17 protein-coding genes, 1 pseudogene and 1 riboswitch are annotated in these 18,402 nt (G+C 54.0%); of the genes and pseudogenes, 15 read left to right on the plus strand and 3 right to left on the minus strand.

Annotated elements, in window-relative coordinates; genetic code table 11:
* Positions 1-209: 209 nt before the first annotated feature.
* The 4 genes and pseudogenes from GC56T2_RS03080 to GC56T2_RS03095 form a co-directional block, all read left to right on the plus strand.
* A pseudogene (locus tag GC56T2_RS03080) lies at positions 210-592 on the plus strand (2-dehydropantoate 2-reductase N-terminal domain-containing protein); the annotation flags it as partial.
* A 162-nt stretch (positions 593-754) separates the two neighbouring features.
* On the plus strand, positions 755-2,422 hold the full coding sequence (locus GC56T2_RS03085) for a glycoside hydrolase family 13 protein (protein WP_144972965.1): 1,668 nt from the start codon (positions 755-757) through the stop codon (positions 2,420-2,422).
* A gap of 190 nt (positions 2,423-2,612) precedes the next feature.
* Positions 2,613-3,149 (plus strand): YfiT family bacillithiol transferase, encoded by a 537-nt coding sequence (locus GC56T2_RS03090; RefSeq protein ID WP_033018674.1) that lies wholly within the window; start codon positions 2,613-2,615, stop codon positions 3,147-3,149.
* 606 nt (positions 3,150-3,755) lie between these two features.
* Positions 3,756-4,961: an MFS transporter gene (locus GC56T2_RS03095; protein ID WP_144972967.1), complete on the plus strand. Its 1,206-nt coding sequence runs from the start codon at positions 3,756-3,758 to the stop codon at positions 4,959-4,961.
* A 630-nt stretch (positions 4,962-5,591) separates the two neighbouring features.
* On the opposite strand, the gene GC56T2_RS03100 is transcribed toward GC56T2_RS03095, so the two are convergent.
* Positions 5,592-6,776 carry a class I SAM-dependent rRNA methyltransferase gene (locus GC56T2_RS03100; protein WP_144972969.1) on the minus strand — a complete coding sequence of 395 codons (1,185 nt, stop codon included), beginning with the start codon at positions 6,774-6,776 and terminating at the stop codon, positions 5,592-5,594.
* Positions 6,777-6,918: 142 nt separating this feature from the next.
* Positions 6,919-7,026: riboswitch (TPP riboswitch) on the plus strand.
* Between the two features lie 112 nt (positions 7,027-7,138).
* On the opposite strand from GC56T2_RS03100, the gene tenA reads away from it, so the two are divergent.
* From tenA to GC56T2_RS03150, 10 genes are all read left to right on the plus strand, one after another.
* A complete protein-coding gene (tenA, locus tag GC56T2_RS03105; protein WP_144972971.1) occupies positions 7,139-7,822 on the plus strand; it encodes a thiaminase II in 684 nt (227 codons plus the stop codon).
* Positions 7,823-7,855: 33 nt separating this feature from the next.
* Positions 7,856-8,446 carry an ECF transporter S component gene (locus tag GC56T2_RS03110; protein ID WP_144972973.1) on the plus strand — a complete coding sequence of 197 codons (591 nt, stop codon included), beginning with the start codon at positions 7,856-7,858 and terminating at the stop codon, positions 8,444-8,446.
* Between the two features lie 14 nt (positions 8,447-8,460).
* Positions 8,461-9,915 carry an ABC transporter ATP-binding protein gene (locus tag GC56T2_RS03115; protein ID WP_144972975.1) on the plus strand — a complete coding sequence of 485 codons (1,455 nt, stop codon included), beginning with the start codon at positions 8,461-8,463 and terminating at the stop codon, positions 9,913-9,915.
* Positions 9,912-10,694 (plus strand): energy-coupling factor transporter transmembrane component T family protein, encoded by a 783-nt coding sequence (locus GC56T2_RS03120; RefSeq protein WP_144972977.1) that lies wholly within the window; start codon positions 9,912-9,914, stop codon positions 10,692-10,694. The genes GC56T2_RS03115 and GC56T2_RS03120 overlap by 4 nt, the downstream gene beginning before the upstream one ends.
* Before the next feature lie 16 nt (positions 10,695-10,710).
* On the plus strand, positions 10,711-11,322 hold the full coding sequence (gene tenI / locus GC56T2_RS03125) for a thiazole tautomerase TenI (protein WP_144976997.1): 612 nt from the start codon (positions 10,711-10,713) through the stop codon (positions 11,320-11,322).
* Positions 11,319-12,458, plus strand: coding sequence for a glycine oxidase ThiO (gene thiO / locus GC56T2_RS03130; RefSeq protein WP_144972979.1), 1,140 nt, complete (start codon positions 11,319-11,321; stop codon positions 12,456-12,458). Before tenI ends, thiO begins: the two co-directional genes overlap by 4 nt.
* Positions 12,455-12,658, plus strand: coding sequence for a sulfur carrier protein ThiS (gene thiS / locus GC56T2_RS03135; RefSeq protein ID WP_033018662.1), 204 nt, complete (start codon positions 12,455-12,457; stop codon positions 12,656-12,658). Before thiO ends, thiS begins: the two co-directional genes overlap by 4 nt.
* 1 nt (position 12,659) lies before the next feature.
* A complete protein-coding gene (locus tag GC56T2_RS03140; RefSeq protein WP_144972981.1) occupies positions 12,660-13,427 on the plus strand; it encodes a thiazole synthase in 768 nt (255 codons plus the stop codon).
* Positions 13,424-14,452: a thiazole biosynthesis adenylyltransferase ThiF gene (locus GC56T2_RS03145; RefSeq protein ID WP_144972983.1), complete on the plus strand. Its 1,029-nt coding sequence runs from the start codon at positions 13,424-13,426 to the stop codon at positions 14,450-14,452. The genes GC56T2_RS03140 and GC56T2_RS03145 overlap by 4 nt, the downstream gene beginning before the upstream one ends.
* A 217-nt stretch (positions 14,453-14,669) precedes the next feature.
* Entirely contained in the window at positions 14,670-15,941 is a 1,272-nt protein-coding gene (locus GC56T2_RS03150; RefSeq protein ID WP_144972985.1) for a hemolysin family protein, read from the plus strand.
* A 168-nt stretch (positions 15,942-16,109) separates the two neighbouring features.
* Here GC56T2_RS03150 and GC56T2_RS03155 read toward each other — a convergent pair whose 3' ends face one another.
* Complete coding sequence (locus GC56T2_RS03155; RefSeq protein WP_011230133.1) at positions 16,110-16,322, minus strand: alpha/beta-type small acid-soluble spore protein; 213 nt, start codon at positions 16,320-16,322, stop codon at positions 16,110-16,112.
* Between the two features lie 613 nt (positions 16,323-16,935).
* Here GC56T2_RS03155 and GC56T2_RS03160 point away from each other — a divergent pair.
* Positions 16,936-17,178: a hypothetical protein gene (locus tag GC56T2_RS03160; RefSeq protein WP_144972987.1), complete on the plus strand. Its 243-nt coding sequence runs from the start codon at positions 16,936-16,938 to the stop codon at positions 17,176-17,178.
* Between the two features lie 95 nt (positions 17,179-17,273).
* Here the strand turns inward: GC56T2_RS03160 and GC56T2_RS03165 are convergent, their stop codons facing one another.
* Entirely contained in the window at positions 17,274-18,386 is a 1,113-nt protein-coding gene (locus GC56T2_RS03165; protein ID WP_144972989.1) for an ABC transporter ATP-binding protein, read from the minus strand.
* Between the last annotated feature and the right edge of the window lie 16 nt (positions 18,387-18,402).

Raw genomic sequence — 18,402 nt, forward strand, 5'->3', positions numbered from 1 at the left:
CACGGTCATGGCGTTTCCATGGCCGTACGGCAGGATACGAGATGGCTTAGAGGTCCGGTGAAAAACAATGATTTCCTTGAGCATGCCTGTTTTTCATTCAGACAAAGACCGATTTCATATAAGGTTTCTCAAATTCAGAAATCCCTCTGTTCAACCGAATTTCCTGTTAAATCACCAGTCTTTTAGGTAAGGAAGGAGTGAGGGATACGATGCGCGTTCTCGTTATTGGAGCGGGGGCTGTCGGCGGCTATTTCGGCGGACGGCTGCTGGAAAAAGGGGTGGATGTTGCCTTTCTTGTTCGCGAGAGGAGAAAACGAGAGTTGGAAGAACGGGGGCTCGTCATCCGTAGCGTGCACGGTGACGCCGTGTTGAGGCCCAAACTGATCGTTGCGGGGGAGGACACGATGGACCGTTTGACGTTGTCGTGTTTGCAAGCAAAGCCTATCATTTGACCGGCGCGATCGCTGATGCCAAACCGTATGTCGGAGAGGCGACGATGGTGTTGCCGCTGCTAAATGGCATCGCTCATATGGAGTCGTTATGGGCGGTCCTCGGGCGTGAGAACGTCCTTGGCGGGCTTTGCTTTATGAAGAACGCTTGGCTGCTCGGCGATGAAATGGGAAAACGTCGTCCGCTTGGCGGGAGTCGGTCTGCTCTCGGCCAAGCGGCTGTTTTTTTGGAAAAGAGAGTTGTGCACGACGGAGATGTGTTGTACAGTTAATAGTGAAAACGTGTGCACAAAGGAGGAGCAGCCTTGAAGAAAACGTGGTGGAAAGAGGGCGTCGCCTATCAAATTTATCCGCGCAGTTTTATGGATTCCAACGGCGACGGCATTGGCGATCTTCGCGGCATCATTGAGAAGCTCGATTATCTTGTCGAGCTTGGGGTCGACATTATTTGGATTTGCCCGATTTACCGCTCGCCCAATGCCGATAATGGATATGATATTAGCGATTATCAAGCGATTATGGATGAATTCGGAACGATGGCCGACTTTGATGAGCTGCTCGCCGAAGCCCATCGGCGCGGGTTGAAAATCATTTTGGATTTGGTCATCAACCATACGAGCGATGAGCACCCGTGGTTCATCGAATCGCGCTCATCGCTGAACAGCCCGAAGCGCGATTGGTATATTTGGCGCGACGGCAAAGACGGGCGCGAGCCGAACAATTGGGAGAGCATCTTCGGCGGCTCGGCATGGCAATACGATGAACAAACGGGACAGTATTATTTGCACATTTTCGATGTCAAGCAGCCGGATTTGAATTGGGAAAACGATGAGGTGCGCCGGGCGCTGTATGACATGGTCAACTGGTGGTTGGAGAAAGGGATCGATGGCTTCCGCGTCGATGCCATTTCCCATATTAAGAAAAAACCAGGGCTTCCCGATTTGCCGAATCCGAAAGGGCTGAAATACGTGCCGTCGTTTGCCGGCCATATGAATCAGCCGGGGATTATGGACTATTTGCGAGAGCTCAAGGGGCAAACGTTTGCACGTTACGATGTAATGACCGTCGGGGAGGCGAACGGCGTGACGGTCGAGGAAGCCGAACAATGGGTCGGAGAAGAGCATGGTGTGTTCAATATGATTTTTCAGTTTGAACATTTAGGGTTATGGCAACGCCAAGCTGATGGATCGATCGATGTTCGGCGGTTGAAGCGAACATTGACGAAGTGGCAAAAAGGGCTGGAAAACCGGGGCTGGAATGCGCTCTTTTTGGAAAATCACGATGTGCCCCGCTCCGTGTCGACATGGGGGAATGACCGCGAGTATTGGGCGGAAAGCGCGAAGGCGCTCGGCGCGCTGTACTTTTTCATGCAAGGAACGCCGTTCATTTATCAAGGCCAAGAAATTGGCATGACCAATGTTCAGTTTCCTCATATTCACGATTATCGTGATGTCGCGATCTTGCGGATGTATGAACTGGAGCGGGCCAAGGGGCGCGCGCATGACGAGATCATGCGCACGATTTGGAAAACAGGTCGCGACAATTCACGCACACCGATGCAATGGTCTGCCGAGCCGAACGCTGGATTCACCACGGGCACCCCGTGGATTCAGGTGAACGATAATTATCGGACGATCAATGTCGAAGCCGAACGGCGCGACCCCCATTCGGTCTGGTCGTTTTACCGGCGAATGATCGAGCTTCGTAAACAACATGAACTGCTTGTTTACGGAACGTACGATTTGCTGCTGGAACATCACCGTTCGATTTATGCATATACAAGGACGCTTGGGAGCGAGCGAGCGCTTGTCATTGTCAACTTGTCGGAGCGGCCGGCTCTGTATCGTTATGACCCGATTCGCCTCCAATCGGACCATTTGGCGCTGAGCAATTATCCGGTTCGGCCGCATAAAAACGCCACTCGTTTTATGATGAAGCCGTATGAAGCGCGGGTTTATCTCTGGAAAGAATGAGAAGGAATTGGTTCGGTCGGCGTCGAATGGATGTCTAGAGGGCTGGTGAAAAACGGTTGTTTCTCTTGAACATGGGGGAGCGTGTGAAAGGCGATCCGGATGCGACAGGGCTTTTCTATTTGAGAAACGAGGCTGTTAAGCGGCCTGTTTCCTTAAATCACCGGCCTTCTATAGAAAGGAGAGGAGCAAGATGACGACCATCGACCCGATCCGTTATCCTATCGGAACGTTTCAACCGCCGGCGGCGTTTTGCGGCCAAGAGGTAGAGGAGTGGATCAAAGCGATCCGTGAACACCCCGGCGCTTTGCGGGAGGCGGTGAGCGGATTGAATGAAGAGCAGTTGAACACTCCCTACCGCGACGGCGGGTGGACGATCGCCCAAGTCGTTCACCATTTGGCCGACGCGAGCATGAACGCGTTTTTGCGCACGAAATGGGGGCTGACGGAGGAACACCCGCTGGTAAAACCATTTGCCGAAAGTGAATGGGCCAAAACGGCGGAGGCGCGCTCGCTGGCTATCGAACCTTCGCTCGTATTGCTTGACGGTCTTCACGCTCGGTGGGCAGCGCTGCTGGAAGCGATGACCGAAGCCGATTTTCACCGCACCGTTCGGCCGGAAGGAGCGGCGAAGGAGATGCCGCTTTACGTATTGACGGCGTTGTATGCATGGCATGGGAAGCATCATACGGCGCAAATTTTGGCGTTGCGCCAACGGAAAGGATGGTAAAACGCCGCTGCGGTCGAAGGAACGGAGGCCTCATTTTGGTTCGTTGGATTCAAAGCGTTGCGAGGCGTTTGTGGCCGGCACCTGCAATGGCAAGCAAGGAAACGTAATGGGTTCGGATCAACGGTTTAGCCGTTGTTTAGGCTCTGTTTTTACACACCTTTTGTCCTAGGATGGAGCGGCCTTTATCCGTTTAGCCTTTGTTTAGGATCTGTTTTTCCACAGATCCTTTTTGTTTTTTTTTCGGAGAACGGGGATGTCAAGGAATGGGGCGCTTGGCAATATCGTTTCGCCAATTGAAAAGTTTAGTCACATCGGTTCTTCTTTTCCTATGTTCCTCCTTGATCAAGCAGGGAAGCTTTTTTCCGCCTTTTTAGAAGGCTGTGATCTCCGAGCGCATACACGTTCCCTGCATCGTTTTTCAAGCGGAAATCCCTTATGGCATCGGCTTCATTTTTCACACGTTTCCCGATGGCGATCAGGGGAAGCGCGGTTTTTCTCCGCCTTTTTCGAAAACAGAAGGGAACCGATCATTTCCCTTACACAAACGCATACAGTATGTTATACTGACAAATATTGAGGGACACGAAAGATAGGAAGGGGAGAGATATGGGTGCGCAACAACAACCGGTGGTGACGGAGCAGAAAGAGAAAATTTGGACGCGCAATTTCCTGTTCATTTGCCTCGCCAACTTTTTTGTTTTCCTCGGATTTCAAATGACGCTGCCGACCATCCCGCTTTTTGTCGAGCATTTAGGTGGCAATGATCAGCTCATTGGCCTCGTTGTTGGGATTTTTACTTTTTCGGCGCTCGTCGTTCGGCCTTTCGCTGGCCATGCGCTGGAGACGAAAGGGCGGCGGTTTGTGTTTTTGCTCGGATTGCTCATTTTTGTCATTTCTGTCGGATCCTACAGTCTGATCTCGAGTATTTTCTTTCTCTTTTTCATGCGGGTGATCCAAGGAATTGGCTGGGGGTTTTCGACAACGGCATCCGGCACGGTAGCGACCGATATCATTCCGGCGAGCCGCCGCGGGGAAGGGATGGGGTATTACGGGCTGTCGGGAAATATCGCCCTCGCCTTTGGCCCGTCGCTTGGACTTGCGTTGGCGGCCTCTATTCCGTTCAACCGCTTATTTCTGATTTGTGCGGCGCTTGGTGTGGCTTCTTTGGCGTTTGCCGCGGCGATTACATATAAAAAAGCGGAGGCCAAGCATGGCCAAAAGGAAAGCAAATGGGATCTTTACGAAAAGACGGCTTTGATTCCATCTGTGCTGCTTTTCTTTTTAACGGTGACCTTTGGCGGCATCGCTTCCTTTTTGCCTTTGTATACGGCGCAAAAAAACATCGGCGGCTTGCAGCTATATTTTTTGCTTTACGCGCTCGCTTTAATGGTGACGCGGACGTTCGCCGGTCAGTGGTATGACCGGAAAGGGCATCGGGCTGTCTTTCTCCCCGGTGCCGGGCTCATTTTGTTGGCGATGCTGTTGCTCGCTTGGCTGCCGGGGGAATGGGCGTTATTGGCTGCGGCGGTGCTGTACGGTTTTGGGTTTGGCATGGTGCAGCCGGGGCTGCAGGCGTGGTCGGTGGAGCGGGCGCCTGTTCATCGGAAAGGGATGGCGAACGCGACGTTTTTCTCGTTTTTTGATTTAGGAGTTGGCATTGGGGCGATGGTGTTCGGCCAGATCAGCCATTGGTTTGGGTATCCGGCCATTTACTTATCAGCGGCTTGTTCCGTGCTCGTTTCGATGTTCGTTTATTTGGCCGTGCTGCGCAAAGAGCAGCCGTTTCCGCCGCGCCAAGGAAACAAGGCGTAGGGAAGGGGCGCCGAGGGGAACAACGGCTTCTAGGAGGCTGGTGAAAAACGGTTGTTTCTCTTGAGCATGAAAGGCGCTCCTGATGCGACAAGGCTGATCCATTTGAGAAACGGGTTTGATCAGCGGGCTTGCCCCCTTAAATCACCGGCCTTCTAGAAGGCCGGTGAAAAATCGCTGTCACACACGAATCGGCGGCATTTTCATTCAGAAAAGAAACTTGATTTTGCAAGGCTTCTCTAATTGAGAAACGGATGGAATCAGTAGTATTTTGCACTAAATCACCAGTCTTCTAGGAGGCTGGTGATTTAATGGCGTATACGGCTTTACAATGTCATTTCTCAATTTAGAAAAACCTTGTTGTATCGGGCCTGCTTTTCAATCATTCTTCCATTGATGAAGGGAATCAGCGGTTTTTCACCAGCCTTCTAGGTGCTGCCTCGTTTCCCCTAAACCCCTGTGCTCAGCCTGTGGGCTGGGCCATGAGGAGGAAGCTCGTTTCGGAGAAGGCCATGGTTATTGTTCGTAATAAAGAAGTTCCGCTCTCCATGTCCCGTCTTGATCACCTGACAAGCAGGCACGGTGACAAGAAGAGCGAACGATGCTGCGGAAAATAAAATGACACTGATATCGTTATCGCCGGGAGCGGACTTCGTAAATAGCGAATTTTAAATAATCTCCTTCTTCAGCGGCGAGCAGTTTTGGATGATCGTAGCCGGCGCCGCCCCAATAGACTTGGCGGAGCACTTTTTTGGCGTCAAACGCCGCAGCGGCGATCATCTCTTGAAACATATGCGGGCGGACGTGGTATGAGCAGCTCGAAGTGACAAAAAAGCCGCCGTCTTTGACGAGTTTGAGCCCGTTTAAATTAATATCCTTATAGCCGCGCAGCGCCTTTGGAACGGCATAGGCCGATTTGGCGAACGCGGGCGGGTCGATGATGACGACATCCCACTGTCGGCCGGCGCGCACGGATTCGCGCAAATAGTCGAAGGCGTTGGCGACGACAAAGTCGATGTTTGTAAAGCCGTTTAAGGCCGCATTGCGTTTCGCCGTCTCGATGGCGTGTTCGGAAATATCGACAGCGGTGGCATGTTTCGCGCCGTACAGGCAGGCGTTCAACATGAACGACCCGGTATGGGTGAAGCAATCGAGCACGGTCGTCTCCGGGCCGATCAGCGGGCGGAGCGCGGCGCGGTTTTGTCGCTGATCGAAGAAAAAGCCGGTTTTTTGGCCGTTTTCAATATCAACGATGTATTGAACGCCGTTTTCTTCGATCACGACCTCGGTTTCCGCTTGTTGATACCAAAAGCCTTTTTCTTGTTTGAGCCCTTCAAGCTCGCGAACGGACACATCGTTGCGCAAATAGACGGCTTTGGGGGAAAACACTTCCAGCAAGCCGCGTAAAATCCAGTCTTTGCGCCGCTCCATTCCAAGCGTCAATATTTGCACGACAAGGATTTCTTCGTATTTGTCGACGATCAGCCCCGGCAGAAAATCGGCTTCGCCGTAGATGGCGCGGCAGGAGCGAACGCCGGGGATCATCCGCTCACGATACGCCCACGCTTGGCGAATGCGCTCAACAAAAAAGCGCTCATCCAATTCGTCATCGGGGTTTTGCGTCAGCACACGGACGATGATTTGCGAGGCGGGGTTGATGTACCCTTTCGCCAGCCAATAGCCTTGATGGTTATAAACGTCCACGAAGTCGCCTGGCGTGATGTCGCCTTCAATGCGGTCGACTTCGCTTTGGAAAATCCATGGATGGCCTTGTTCAAGCCGTTTTTTTCGCTGCCGTTTCAAAATGACGTTTGCCACTCTGTTCACTCCTATCCGGTAGTCAATCGTTGCGCTTTTATCATAGCGAATGGCGGTGGCCGACGCAACGTTGGCCGGAAAAAACGGTTGACAACGGGAACGGCCGTGATATGATAAATGTAAACAAGGAAATAGCATCATTGCGATCCACTAGGGGGGCCTTTAGAAAGGCTGAGATCAAAGTGTGCCTTTGAGACCCTTAGCACCTGATCTGGGTAATGCCAGCGTAGGGAAGTGGAGGAGTTGCACGAAGGCGGGCTATGTCCTTTTTGCCTAGCCAAACGGTGAGCCCACGCCGCTTTCTTTACGCCAATCCGTAAAGGAAGCGGCGTTTTTATTTCGATGAAAAAGGGGGAGAAACCATGTCTTTTGCCAAGCGAGTGCGCGCAGCGGCCGACCCGATTTGGCAGGCGAGCTTTCGCCATCCGTTCGTTCAGGAGCTCGGCCAAGGAACGCTTGAGCGTGAAAAATTCCGTTATTATGTGATGCAAGATGCGTATTACTTGCGCCATTTTGCCCGTGTGCAGGCGCTCGGAGCCGCCAAGGCGCCGGATCTGGCCGCGACCGCCCGGCTCGCCCATCACGCGCAGAGCACCTGCGAGGCGGAGTTGTCACTGCATGAAACGTTCGCTGAGCTGCTTAACATTACGGAAGCGGAGCGGGCGGCATTCGTTCCCGCGCCGACGGCGTACGCGTATACTTCCCATATGTACCGGGCGGCGTACGAAGGGCACTTAGGCGATGTCATCGCCGCCATTTTGCCTTGCTATTGGCTGTACTATGAAATCGGTGAACGCTTAAAAACGTGCCAGCCGAACGATCCGATTTACGAAAAATGGATTGGCACATACAGTTCCGACTGGTTCCGTTCGCTTGTCGAAGAACAGATCGCGCGCTTGGATGCCATCGCTGAGGCGGTCACCGAGGAGGAGCGCTCCCGGATGGAGCAGCATTTCTTAATCAGCAGCGAATATGAGTATGAATTTTGGGACATGGCGTACCGGCTCGAACGCTGGCCGTCCGCGCGACTGGCGGCAAGCCGTTGACGTGGGCAAAACGAACAAAGGAGGGACATTGAGATGGAACGGAAGGCAAAAGGGTTGAAGATGGCCGACATTTTAACAACGATTGTGATTGCGATTGTGTTCGGGGTGATTTACAAAGTATGGGGGCCGCTGTACGATATGGTGAAAGTGTTTGGCTTCCATGCCGATCAATTGATTTATGGGATGTGGTTTATCGCCTCATCGCTCGCCTATTTGCTCATCCGCAAGCCCGGGGTGGCGCTGCTTGCCGAAATGGCGGCTTCGTCCGGCGAGCTGATCATGGGGTCGCAATGGGGGCTTGAAGTGCTCATTTATGGATTCATTCAAGGGTTGTTTGCCGAGCTTGTGTTTGCGGCGTTCCGCTATCGGCGGTTTGACGTGTTCGTCGTATCGCTAAGCGCGGTCGGCGCGACGGTCGGTTCGCTCATCATGGACTTTTACAAAGGCTACATTGACGCGCTCGCCCCATGGAACATGGCGCTCTTTTTGCTGGCGCGCTTTATCGGTGCCATCGTGATTGCCGGCGTGTTCGCTGTCTCGTTGGCCAAGGCGCTTGAGAAAACCGGGGTCACGCAAATGTGGCGGCCGGCTTCCCAAGACGACTATGACGCATTGAATCGATAAGGCGGCGAAGAAAAATGAAAGAAGCGGTATCGATCGAGCGGCTGCGTCTGAAATTTCCCGGGCGCGCTGGGCTTTTGTTTTGCGATTTGTCGCTTTCGATCGCTCAAGGGGAGAAAGTGCTCCTCCTTGGCCCGTCGGGATGCGGCAAATCCACGCTATTGCAAGTGATGGCCGGCCTTATTCCCAATTCGATTGACGTGCCGATGAAAGCCGAGCGTCTCGAGCGGCCGGAACGCTGGGGGTACGTGTTTCAAGACCCGGATGCTCAGTTTTGTATGCCGTATGCGGATGAGGAGATCGCGTTTGCCTTGGAAAATCGAAACGTGCCGCGCGAGCAGATGCCGGAGCGCATTCGCGCGCTGTTGGATCAAGTCGGCTTGGCCATTGCGCCGCACACCGACATTCATACGCTTTCGGGAGGAATGAAACAGCGTCTTGCTTTGGCGTCTGTATTGGCGCTGGAGCCGGATGTGCTGTTTTTGGACGAACCGACGGCTTTGCTTGACGAGGAAGGAACGAAAGCGGTGTGGCAAACGGTCAAACAAGTCGGCCGGGAGAAGACGGTCATCATCGTCGAACATAAAATTGACCATGTGCTCGATTTTATTGAGCGTATCATTTTGCTGGGGCGCGATGGTCAAATTATCGCCGATGGTGAGGCGAAAACGGTGTTTTCCCGCTATAAGCACGCCATTGGCGCCCACGGCATTTGGTATCCAGGCATCTGGGACGACTACGGATGGCCGGAGCGGCGTGCGGTCAGCGAAGAGGGCGAGGAGCTGCTTCGCCTTTCTCAGTTTCGCGGCTTTAGGGGGAAAGAGGCAAAAATTGAGGTTTCCGAGGCGGTGGTGAGAGCCGGCGAGTGGATCGCTGTCACGGGAAAAAACGGCGCCGGCAAAAGCACGTTGCTGCATGCTTTGATGCAACTCATTCGCACCGAAGGACGCTATCAGCTGTTTGGAAACGACATCAGCGAGCGGCAGCCGCTGCATCGCGATATCGCGTTTGTGTTTCAAAATCCCGAATGGCAGTTTGTCACCCATTCCGTCCGCGATGAACTCGCTTATTCCCTCAAGCTCCAAGGGCGCCCGGCGGCGGAAATCGAAGCGTTCGTTCACCGCTTTTTGGTCGAGTTTGATCTGATCGAGCAACAGGATGCGCATCCGTACCAATTATCGGTCGGGCAAAAGCGGCGGCTGAGCGTAGCGGCTTCCGTCATCGCCGGCCAGCGCCTTCTTTTGCTCGACGAGCCGACCTTCGGACAGGATGCGAAAAATACGTTCGCTTTGCTTGAACGGCTCGAATCGCAGCGCCAGCAAGGAGCGGCGGTCATCATGGTGACGCACGATGAGCACATTGTCCGCCGTTTTGCCACAAGGCGCTGGGTGATTGAAGACGGGGCGCTTGTCCGCGACGAGCCGTTGGACGTTTGCCAGTTGGCGATTGCCAAGAGGGGGATGGGACGATGAAGTGGGAAATCTCGCATCGGGAAACATGGCTTTATGAGGCGAATCCGACGCTGAAGCTCGCGGTGCTTGTCGTGCTCTTTTTGGCCGTGCTGTTGATTCACAATCCGAATGTGCTCATTAACTTGTCGCTAGCTCTTTTCCTTTTGTTTTGTTTTGGCACGGGGTATCCGGCGAACGTTTTATTCTGGATGTTTTTGCCGTTTTTCTTGATCTTTTTTTCCAGCGCCTCATCGATGATGATGTTTGGGGAAGGAACGACCACATGGTTCCGCTGGGGGCTGATCCATATTACAGCGGAGAGTTTTTGGCGCGGGCTGCATCTAGGATTTCGCGCCTTGGCGCTCGGGCTGCTTGGACTCATCTTTTCGTTGACCACCCGGCCCGTGCCGTTGTTTTACTCCTTGATGCAGCAGCTGAAACTGAAACCAAAGTATGCCTACAGCTTTTTGGCGGCGGTGCGGCTGTTGCCGATCATGCTCGAGGAGCTGCAAACGATTCGCCATGCGTTAAAGGTGCGAGGGGTGCCGCGCCAGGGCGGACTTGGCAAAGTGAAGCGCTACGCCATTCCGCTGTTGTCGCAAAGCATCCGCCGCGCCCAACGCATCGCGGTGGCGATGGAAGCGAAACAGTTTTCCGGAAGCGGTCCGCGCACGTTTTATTATGAGATCGGATTTAGCAAATACGATGGTTGGTTTGTCGCGCTGTTCGCTGCGTTCCTGTTTGCCGCTTATTACGTCGGGATCCACTATCCGTATATTCCTATCCGCGATGTGCGGTAGAAAGACAGGGATGAAGATGGGTGTTCTTCATTTGATTTCCACGGGCCGGCAGACAGCAGCGCAATTGGCTGCTATTTGTGCACGCATTCATCCGTATGCCGATGCCATTCACGTCCGCGAAAAGGGAAAAACGGCGCGCGAGGTGGCAGAGTTTGTGATCGCGCTGTTGCGGGCAGGGGTGCCGGCGCAAAAAATTATCGTCAATGACCGGGTAGATGTGGCCGCGGTCTACGGCGTCAAAGGGGTGCAACTCGCCTATCACAGCCTGCCGGTGCGCGCCGTTCGCCGCACGTTCTCGGATTTGGAGATCGGCTGTTCAGTGCATGGACCGATCGAGGCGAAACAAGCCCAACAGGCTGGTGCTCATTTTTGCTTGTACGGCCATGTGTTTCCGACGGAAAGCAAGCCGGGTCTAGCGCCGCGCGGGTTGGATGGGGTGGCGGACGTCGTTCGGGCTGTGCAAATTCCGATCATTGCGATCGGCGGCATTCATGCCGGCAACGCGCGTTCCGTTCTGAAAGCCGGCGCGGCGGGAGTGGCGGTATTGTCGGCGGTTTTTTTGGCGGAAGATCCTGTGCGGGAAGCGAAACAGCTCGCTGAGATCGTAAAGGGGGAGAGGATCGAGTGACAGCGTCTTCGTATGATGTCATTGTGATCGGCGGCGGAGTGATTGGGGCCGCTGTCGGATGGGAGCTCGCTAAGCGGCGGCATCGCGTTGCCATATTTGACATAGGGAAGGCGGGCAAAGAGGCATCAAGCGCCGCTGCTGGAATGCTCGGAGCGCAATCGGAATTTTCCGCGCCAAGCCCGCTCGTCCCGCTCGCTTTACAAAGCCGGGCGCTCATGCCGTCATTGGCTGCCGAGCTGAAAGAGCGGACCGGGATGGACATTGAATTGGTGGAAAAAGGGTTGATCAAAGCGGCGACAACGGAGGAAGAGGCGGACGATTTGCGCCGTCACTACGCGTTTTGGCGCGAGAGGGGCGAACCGGTGCACTGGCTTACCAACGAGGAAGTGCGGGAGATCGAGCCGCAGCTTCATGCCGAGGCGCTGACAGGGGCGATGTGGATTCCGGGCGATGGGCAGGTGAGCGCGCCCAACCTAGCCGCCGCCCTTGTGTCGGCGGCCGTTTCCGCTGGCGTTCATCTATATGAATATGCGGAAGTGCTGGATATTCGCTCTGGAGGCGGCGGTCATCTCGTCGATACGGCCGTCGGCACATTCGCCGCTGAGGCGGTCGTCATTGCTTCTGGAGCGTGGGCGGCTCGGCTCGGCGCCAAGGCGGGGCTTTCGCTCTCCATGTTCCCTGTTAAGGGGGAGTGTCTCATGGTGCGGGCGCACGTCCCTTTGTTGCGAACGACAGTGTTTGCGAAAAACGGCTGTTATATCGTCCCGAAGGCGGGGAACCGCTTGCTGATCGGGGCCACATCCACCCCCGGCACGTATGATCGCCGCATCTTGGCTGGCGGTCTGGCTCGCTTGTTGCTTCAAGCTGCTCATTTGCTTCCGGCCGTTGAACAAGCAGAATGGGTCGACGCATGGAGCGGAATTCGGCCGCAGACGAAAGATGGATTGCCGTATATTGGAGAACATCCTGAGCGGCCAGGAATATTCGTGGCTGCCGGTCATTACCGCAACGGCATTTTGCTTAGCGCCGTCACCGGAGCGATTGTGGCTGACTTGGTCGAGCGAAAGAAGCCGGCGTTTGATTTGTCGCCGTTCGCGCTAACGCGTCATGCCGAAGAAACGGAGGGGGTCAAATGACGTTAACGATCAACGGGGAAACGGTCACGGTGCCCGATGAAGTCAAAACGGTGAGCGATTTGCTCTCCTATTTCCAGCTTACCAATAAGCTGGCGATTGTTGAAGTCAATGTGCGCATCATTGAAAAACATGAGTACGGTACAACCGCGCTCGCCGATGGCGATCGCATCGAAATTGTTCATTTTGTAGGAGGCGGTTGAGATGCTGAACATTGGCCCATATTCGTTTTCTTCGCGGCTATTGCTTGGCACTGGCAAGTATCCGAGTTTGGAAGTGCAAAAAGCGGCGGTGGAAGCGTCAGGAGCGGAAATTTTGACGTTCGCCGTTCGGCGGATGAACATTTTTTCTCCGGAGCAGCCGAATGTATTGGAACAGCTCGATGTCACCCGCTACAAGCTGCTCCCGAATACCGCTGGGGCAAAAACGGCGGAAGAGGCGGTGCGCATCGCGCGGCTGGCCAAAGCATCGGGGTTATGTGATATGATTAAGGTGGAAGTGATCGGCTGCGACAAAACGTTGCTTCCTGATCCGGTCGAAACGTTGAAGGCGGCAGAGAAGCTGTTGGAAGAAGGGTTTATCGTGCTACCGTACACATCAGATGACGTCGTGCTGGCTAGGAGGCTCGAGGAGCTCGGCTGCCATGCGATTATGCCGGGAGCGTCGCCGATCGGGTCAGGGCAAGGCATCATCAATCCGCTCAACTTGAGTTTCATTATCGAACAAGCGACGGTGCCGGTGATCGTTGACGCCGGGATCGGCAGCCCGGCGGATGCGGCGCTGGCAATGGAGCTTGGTGCGGATGGGGTGTTGCTCAACACGGCCGTTTCTGGCGCGGCGGATCCTGTGAAAATGGCGAGGGCCATGAAGCTGGCGGTGGAGGCGGGACGGCTCGGCTATGAAGCCGGACGCATCCCGAAAAAGCGATACGCGTCAGCAAGCAGCCCGATGGAAGGAATGAGCATTGTTTGAATGAACGCTATTCCCGACAACAGTTGTTTGCGCCCATCGGCGAGGAAGGGCAAACCAACATTCGTAGGAAGCATGTGGTAATAGTCGGCGCCGGCGCGCTCGGGGCAGGCAACGCCGAGGCGCTCGTGCGCGCCGGCATCGGCAAATTGACGATCATTGACCGCGATTATGTGGAATGGAGCAATTTGCAGCGCCAGCAGCTCTACAGTGAAGCCGATGCGATCGCACGGCTGCCGAAGGCGATCGCCGCGAAGCGGAGGCTTGAACAGATCAACAGCGAGGTCGAGATCGAGGCGATCGTTGGCGACGCCGGGCCGGAAGAGCTCGAAGCGATCGCGGCTGAACAGCGCCCGGATGTATGGATTGACGCGACCGACAATTTTGATACGCGCCTTGTGCTCAACGATGTGGCTTATAAATATCGCATCCCGTGGATTTACGGCGCTTGCGTCGGCAGCTATGGCCTCAGTTGCGCGTTCATCCCGGGCCGCACCCCTTGTCTGTACTGTTTGCTTGAAACGGTGCCGCAAGGAGGGTTGACGTGCGACACGGCGGGGATCATCGGTCCAGCAGTGCAAATGGTGGTCAGCTATCAAGTGGCGGAAGCGTTGAAAATGTTGGTGGAGGATTGGGCGGCGCTCCGCGGCAAACTTGTTTCCTTTGACCTTTGGACGAATGAATACGCCGCTGTTCGCATTGACGCGGTGAAAAAGGAGGATTGTCCGACATGCGGACGCCACCCATCGTATCCGTTTCTTTCCTACGACCAGCGGACAAAGGCGGCAGTGTTGTGCGGGCGCGATTCGGTACAAATCCGCCCGCCTATCCGGCGCGAGTACGAGATCGATGAGCTGGCGGAGGTGTTTCGCCGTCAAGGGCTGCAGACGGAAGCGAATCCGTATCTCGTGGCCGTGTCGCTTGGCGGCGGCAAACGGCTTGTCGTGTTCGCCGACGGCCGCGCGCTCGTGCATGGCACGAAAGACGTGCACGAGGCGAAAACGATCTATTATCGCTACTTAGGATGAACAGGGGCGGCGACTGGTCAGCCGCCCCGTTAGTTTTGGATGGACATGGAAGTTTCGTACCCTCTCTATAGTCAGTTGGCAAAAAATTTGTTATATTTAAAGTGAAGGATGTTTTGATTGCTTCAGCGCTGCGAATGGTGTTTGCGCAAGCATGTTTCGGCCAAAAAATGGGTATGAATGAACATAGTCATGTTTCCGTTAGGAGTGTGAAGATTCATTGGAAGAGTGGCCGTTAAGGTTATTCGGATGGTTTTTCCTGTTCTTGTTCGCAAACGTCCTGTTTGCCTCAGCGGAAGCTGCGTTTTCTCAAGCAAGCAAAGCCCGATTGCGCCAGTACGTGGAAGACAATCCGCAAAATAAGCGCTTGCAAGCGGTGTTCGGCCAACTTGACCGCGTGTTGTTGGCGCTGGCCGTTGCCAACCGGTTGACGGGTGTAGTAGCCATCGCGTTGTTTCTTGATATCGCCGTTTCCCTTTTTGGGGAACGGATCGGTTTGCTTAGTGGAATTGCGATAATGACGGTGTTATCGGTGGTCTTCGGTGAAATTTTGCCAAAATCGATGGCGAAAGAGCAGGCAGAATCGCTGGCGGTTCGGTACGCGAGCCTCGCTTACGGGTTGATGAAATGGATGACGCCGATTACCGCTTCCTTTCACGTTTTAAAAGAGCGGATCGCTCGGCGCTTTGCCAACGGGGTCGCCGTGCCAGCGGTCACGGAGGAAGATATTAAAGTGATGGTTGAGTTGAGCGAAGAGGAAGGGGTTATTGACAATAAAGAAAAAGAGCTCATTCAACGTTCGCTCGATTTTGATGAAATTTTAGTCGAAGAAATTTTTACCCCGCGCGCCGATATGGTCGCGGTGGAAGTGAACCAGTCGATTGAAGAAATTCGCGACGTGTTTTTGGAGGAAAAATATTCGCGCATCCCGGTGTACGAGGGCGACATTGACAATGTGATCGGGATTTTGTCGGAAAGCGACTTTTTCGGCGAACTGGTGCGGAAGCGAGAAGTGCGCATCCGCGATTTGCTCCGTCAACCGTTGTTTGTCGTTGAGTCGATGAAAGTGTCCGACTTGTTGCCGGAGCTGCAAAAAAGCAAGGTGCATATGGCCATCGTCGTTGATGAGTTTGGCGGCACCGCCGGCCTGATCACGCTTGAAGATATCATCGAGCAAATCGTCGGCGAAATATGGGATGAACATGATGAAGCGGTGAAAACCGTGCGCCAAATCGATGAGCACAGCTTTGAGTTTAACGCTGAGCTGCCGTTGGATGAATTTTGCGAGGTAATGAATATCGAGGTGCCTGAAAGCGAATCCCATACGTTGGGCGGTTGGATTTTCGAGATGTTTGAGCGCATTCCGTCCGTTGGCGAAACGCTGCAGTACGGGCCGTTGACGTTCACCGTTCGTCAGGTGGACAATCGGCGCATCCGCAAAGTGCTCGTCTCCATGAGCCCACCGCTCGCCGAGCAAGCGGGAGGCGTTTAATCCGCCGTTTTTCGCAAGGTTCTTTTCGTCGAGCGAGAAAGATAAGGCCAACGAACCGCGCCAGCCGGAACGGAATCGGTTGCCATAAAGGAACATAGCAACGAAAGAGGGTGTCCCGATTTTGGGACACCCTCGTTTGCCATCTATATCAAGTTGTTTGCCGTGCTGTTATTGAATGTTGCCGAATTGGCCGCCAAGCTGTTGTTGAGCCATGGCAACAAGGCGTTTCGTAATTTCGCCGCCGACCGAACCGTTCGCGCGAGAAGTGGTGTCAGCGCCAAGGTTTACGCCGAATTCTTGGGCGATTTCATACTTCATTTGATCGATCGCTTGTTGAGCACCAGCGACTAACAGTTGGTTGTTGTTATTGTTGCGTGCCATAGTTAGATCATCTCCTCGTGAAAGAATTTTGATGGCTGGGTTGGCTGGATTTGCACCAGCGTTGCACGCCGTAAAGCGCGCTGCCAAGCTTGGCTGAACCCACCGCCCATCTGTTGTTTCGCCAGCTGTCCCGTTGCAACGGATTTGGCTGTTCCGCTGGCGGTACTCATAGTTTGGGACGTTTTTGTCTCGTTATTCGTTCAAAAGATATGGGAATTTTTTACGTTTTATCATCGCCGCGATTAGGGAATATATAGGTTGTAATCAACCATTTCCGATCTCCATGTTCCATCTTGATCACCTGACAAGCTGGCGCGGTGACAGAAGAGCGAACCATGCCATGGAAAACAAAATGGCAGCTTATTAAAGGGACAGCTGGTAGCGTCAAACGGGTGATCGAAATTCCGTACCGATCATCCCATTAGGCAGGGGGAAAGCGGGATGGCCCCTTGACCAAGAACAGCTTAGAAGGTCGGAAAAAACGGCTGCCACGAGCCAATCAGCGGCATGTCGCCAAAAAGAAGGCTGATTTCGCTAGGCTTCTTTCATTGAGAAACAAATGGAACAGCATTATTTCGTACGAAATCACCGCCCCTTAAGAGGAGGAAGCAGCATGAACGTTTGTCCGCTTTGCAACGGGCTGCGCCGAGTAACGGTGTGTTGCAGCAGCTGCCGGCAGCCAATGGAGGATCAAGGAAAGGTGACCGATTATTTTGATGATTACAGCCCGTATATGGATGCGGATATGATGAAACAATTCGACGGTTACGCACGTACATACACGAATCATGAATGTGTTCATCTGTTTTATTGTCCGCGCTGCCAGGCGGAGGAAGTGCGATTTATTCAAGAATAAGCGGTCGAGTGATGTCATAGCGCCGACTGGCAAAAAAACGGCGTCCCAGCTGGAGGGACGCCGGATCGTCAAGTGTATAGTAAAACAAAGGGGGGTTACTTTTCGTTCGCCGCCCGGATGCGCCGCTCGGTTTCGACATCAAAGAAGTGCGCTTTGTTCATATCGAGCGCCAAGTCGATTCGGTGCCCCGGCTTAATTTCCGTGCGGGCGTCAATACGGGCGACCATTTCTTGGCCATCGATGCTGAAGTAAATCATCGACTCGGCCCCGAGCAGCTCGGCGACTTCCACGTGCGCCGTTACTTTCGAGGCCGGTGAGGCTTCCAAGAAGAGCGGCTCATCGTGAATGTCTTCCGGACGGATCCCTAAAATGACTTCTTTGCCGACATATCCTTGTTCACGGAGCACTTTCATTTTCCCTTCCGGAATGCCGAACGAGGTTTGGCCGACGACAAACTTGCCGTCTTGCAGCGTTCCGCGCAGGAAGTTCATGGCTGGCGAACCGATAAAGCCGCCGACAAAAATGTTTTCCGGTTTCTCATATACTTCGCGCGGCGTTCCGACTTGCTGAATGACGCCGTCTTTCATGACGACAAGGCGAGTGGCCATCGTCATGGCTTCCGTTTGGTCGTGAGTGACGTAAATCGTCGTCGTTTCCAAACGTTGATGGAGCTTCGCGATTTCCGAGCGCATTTGCACACGCAGTTTGGCATCCAAGTTCGAGAGCGGCTCGTCCATTAAGAATACTTTGGCATCGCGGACGATGGCCCGCCCTAACGCAACGCGCTGCCGCTGCCCGCCGGAGAGCGCTTTTGGTTTGCGGTCCAAATATTGTTCAAGCCCCAGAATGCGGGCGGCTTCGCGCACGCGTTTGTCAATTTCCGCCTTCGGGAATTTGCGCAATTTTAAGCCGAACGCCATATTGTCATAAACGCTCATATGCGGGTAAAGCGCGTAGTTTTGGAACACCATCGCGATATCGCGGTCTTTCGGCGGCACGTCGTTCATTCGTTTGCCATCGATGTAAAGATCGCCTTTGGAAATTTCCTCAAGGCCGGCGATCATCCGCAATGTCGTCGATTTGCCGCAGCCGGACGGGCCGACGAAGACGATAAACTCTTTGTCTTGGATATGCAAGTTAAAGTCTTTGACGGCTGTGACGTTGTTGTCGTAAATTTTGTAAATATGATCCAAAATGAGCTCTGCCATGGCCAATCCTCCCGCT

This window comes from Geobacillus sp. C56-T2 (genome assembly GCF_007829715.1).
GTDB lineage: Bacteria > Bacillota > Bacilli > Bacillales > Anoxybacillaceae > Geobacillus > Geobacillus icigianus.

Excerpts from the sequence above, each read along its gene's own strand:
- GC56T2_RS03090 (WP_033018674.1), top strand. The coding sequence starts at position 2,613 with ATGACGACCATCGACCCGATCCGTTATCCTATCGGAACGTTTCAACCG.
- GC56T2_RS03110 (WP_144972973.1), top strand. The coding sequence starts at position 7,856 with ATGGAACGGAAGGCAAAAGGGTTGAAGATGGCCGACATTTTAACAACG.
- tenA (WP_144972971.1), top strand. The coding sequence starts at position 7,139 with ATGTCTTTTGCCAAGCGAGTGCGCGCAGCGGCCGACCCGATTTGGCAG.
- GC56T2_RS03165 (WP_144972989.1), bottom strand. The coding sequence starts at position 18,386 with ATGGCAGAGCTCATTTTGGATCATATTTACAAAATTTACGACAACAAC.
- tenI (WP_144976997.1), top strand. The coding sequence starts at position 10,711 with ATGGGTGTTCTTCATTTGATTTCCACGGGCCGGCAGACAGCAGCGCAA.
- GC56T2_RS03095 (WP_144972967.1), top strand. The coding sequence starts at position 3,756 with ATGGGTGCGCAACAACAACCGGTGGTGACGGAGCAGAAAGAGAAAATT.
- GC56T2_RS03160 (WP_144972987.1), top strand. The coding sequence starts at position 16,936 with ATGAACGTTTGTCCGCTTTGCAACGGGCTGCGCCGAGTAACGGTGTGT.
- GC56T2_RS03120 (WP_144972977.1), top strand. The coding sequence starts at position 9,912 with ATGAAGTGGGAAATCTCGCATCGGGAAACATGGCTTTATGAGGCGAAT.
- GC56T2_RS03115 (WP_144972975.1), top strand. The coding sequence starts at position 8,461 with ATGAAAGAAGCGGTATCGATCGAGCGGCTGCGTCTGAAATTTCCCGGG.
- GC56T2_RS03155 (WP_011230133.1), bottom strand. The coding sequence starts at position 16,322 with ATGGCACGCAACAATAACAACAACCAACTGTTAGTCGCTGGTGCTCAA.
- GC56T2_RS03140 (WP_144972981.1), top strand. The coding sequence starts at position 12,660 with ATGCTGAACATTGGCCCATATTCGTTTTCTTCGCGGCTATTGCTTGGC.
- thiS (WP_033018662.1), top strand. The coding sequence starts at position 12,455 with ATGACGTTAACGATCAACGGGGAAACGGTCACGGTGCCCGATGAAGTC.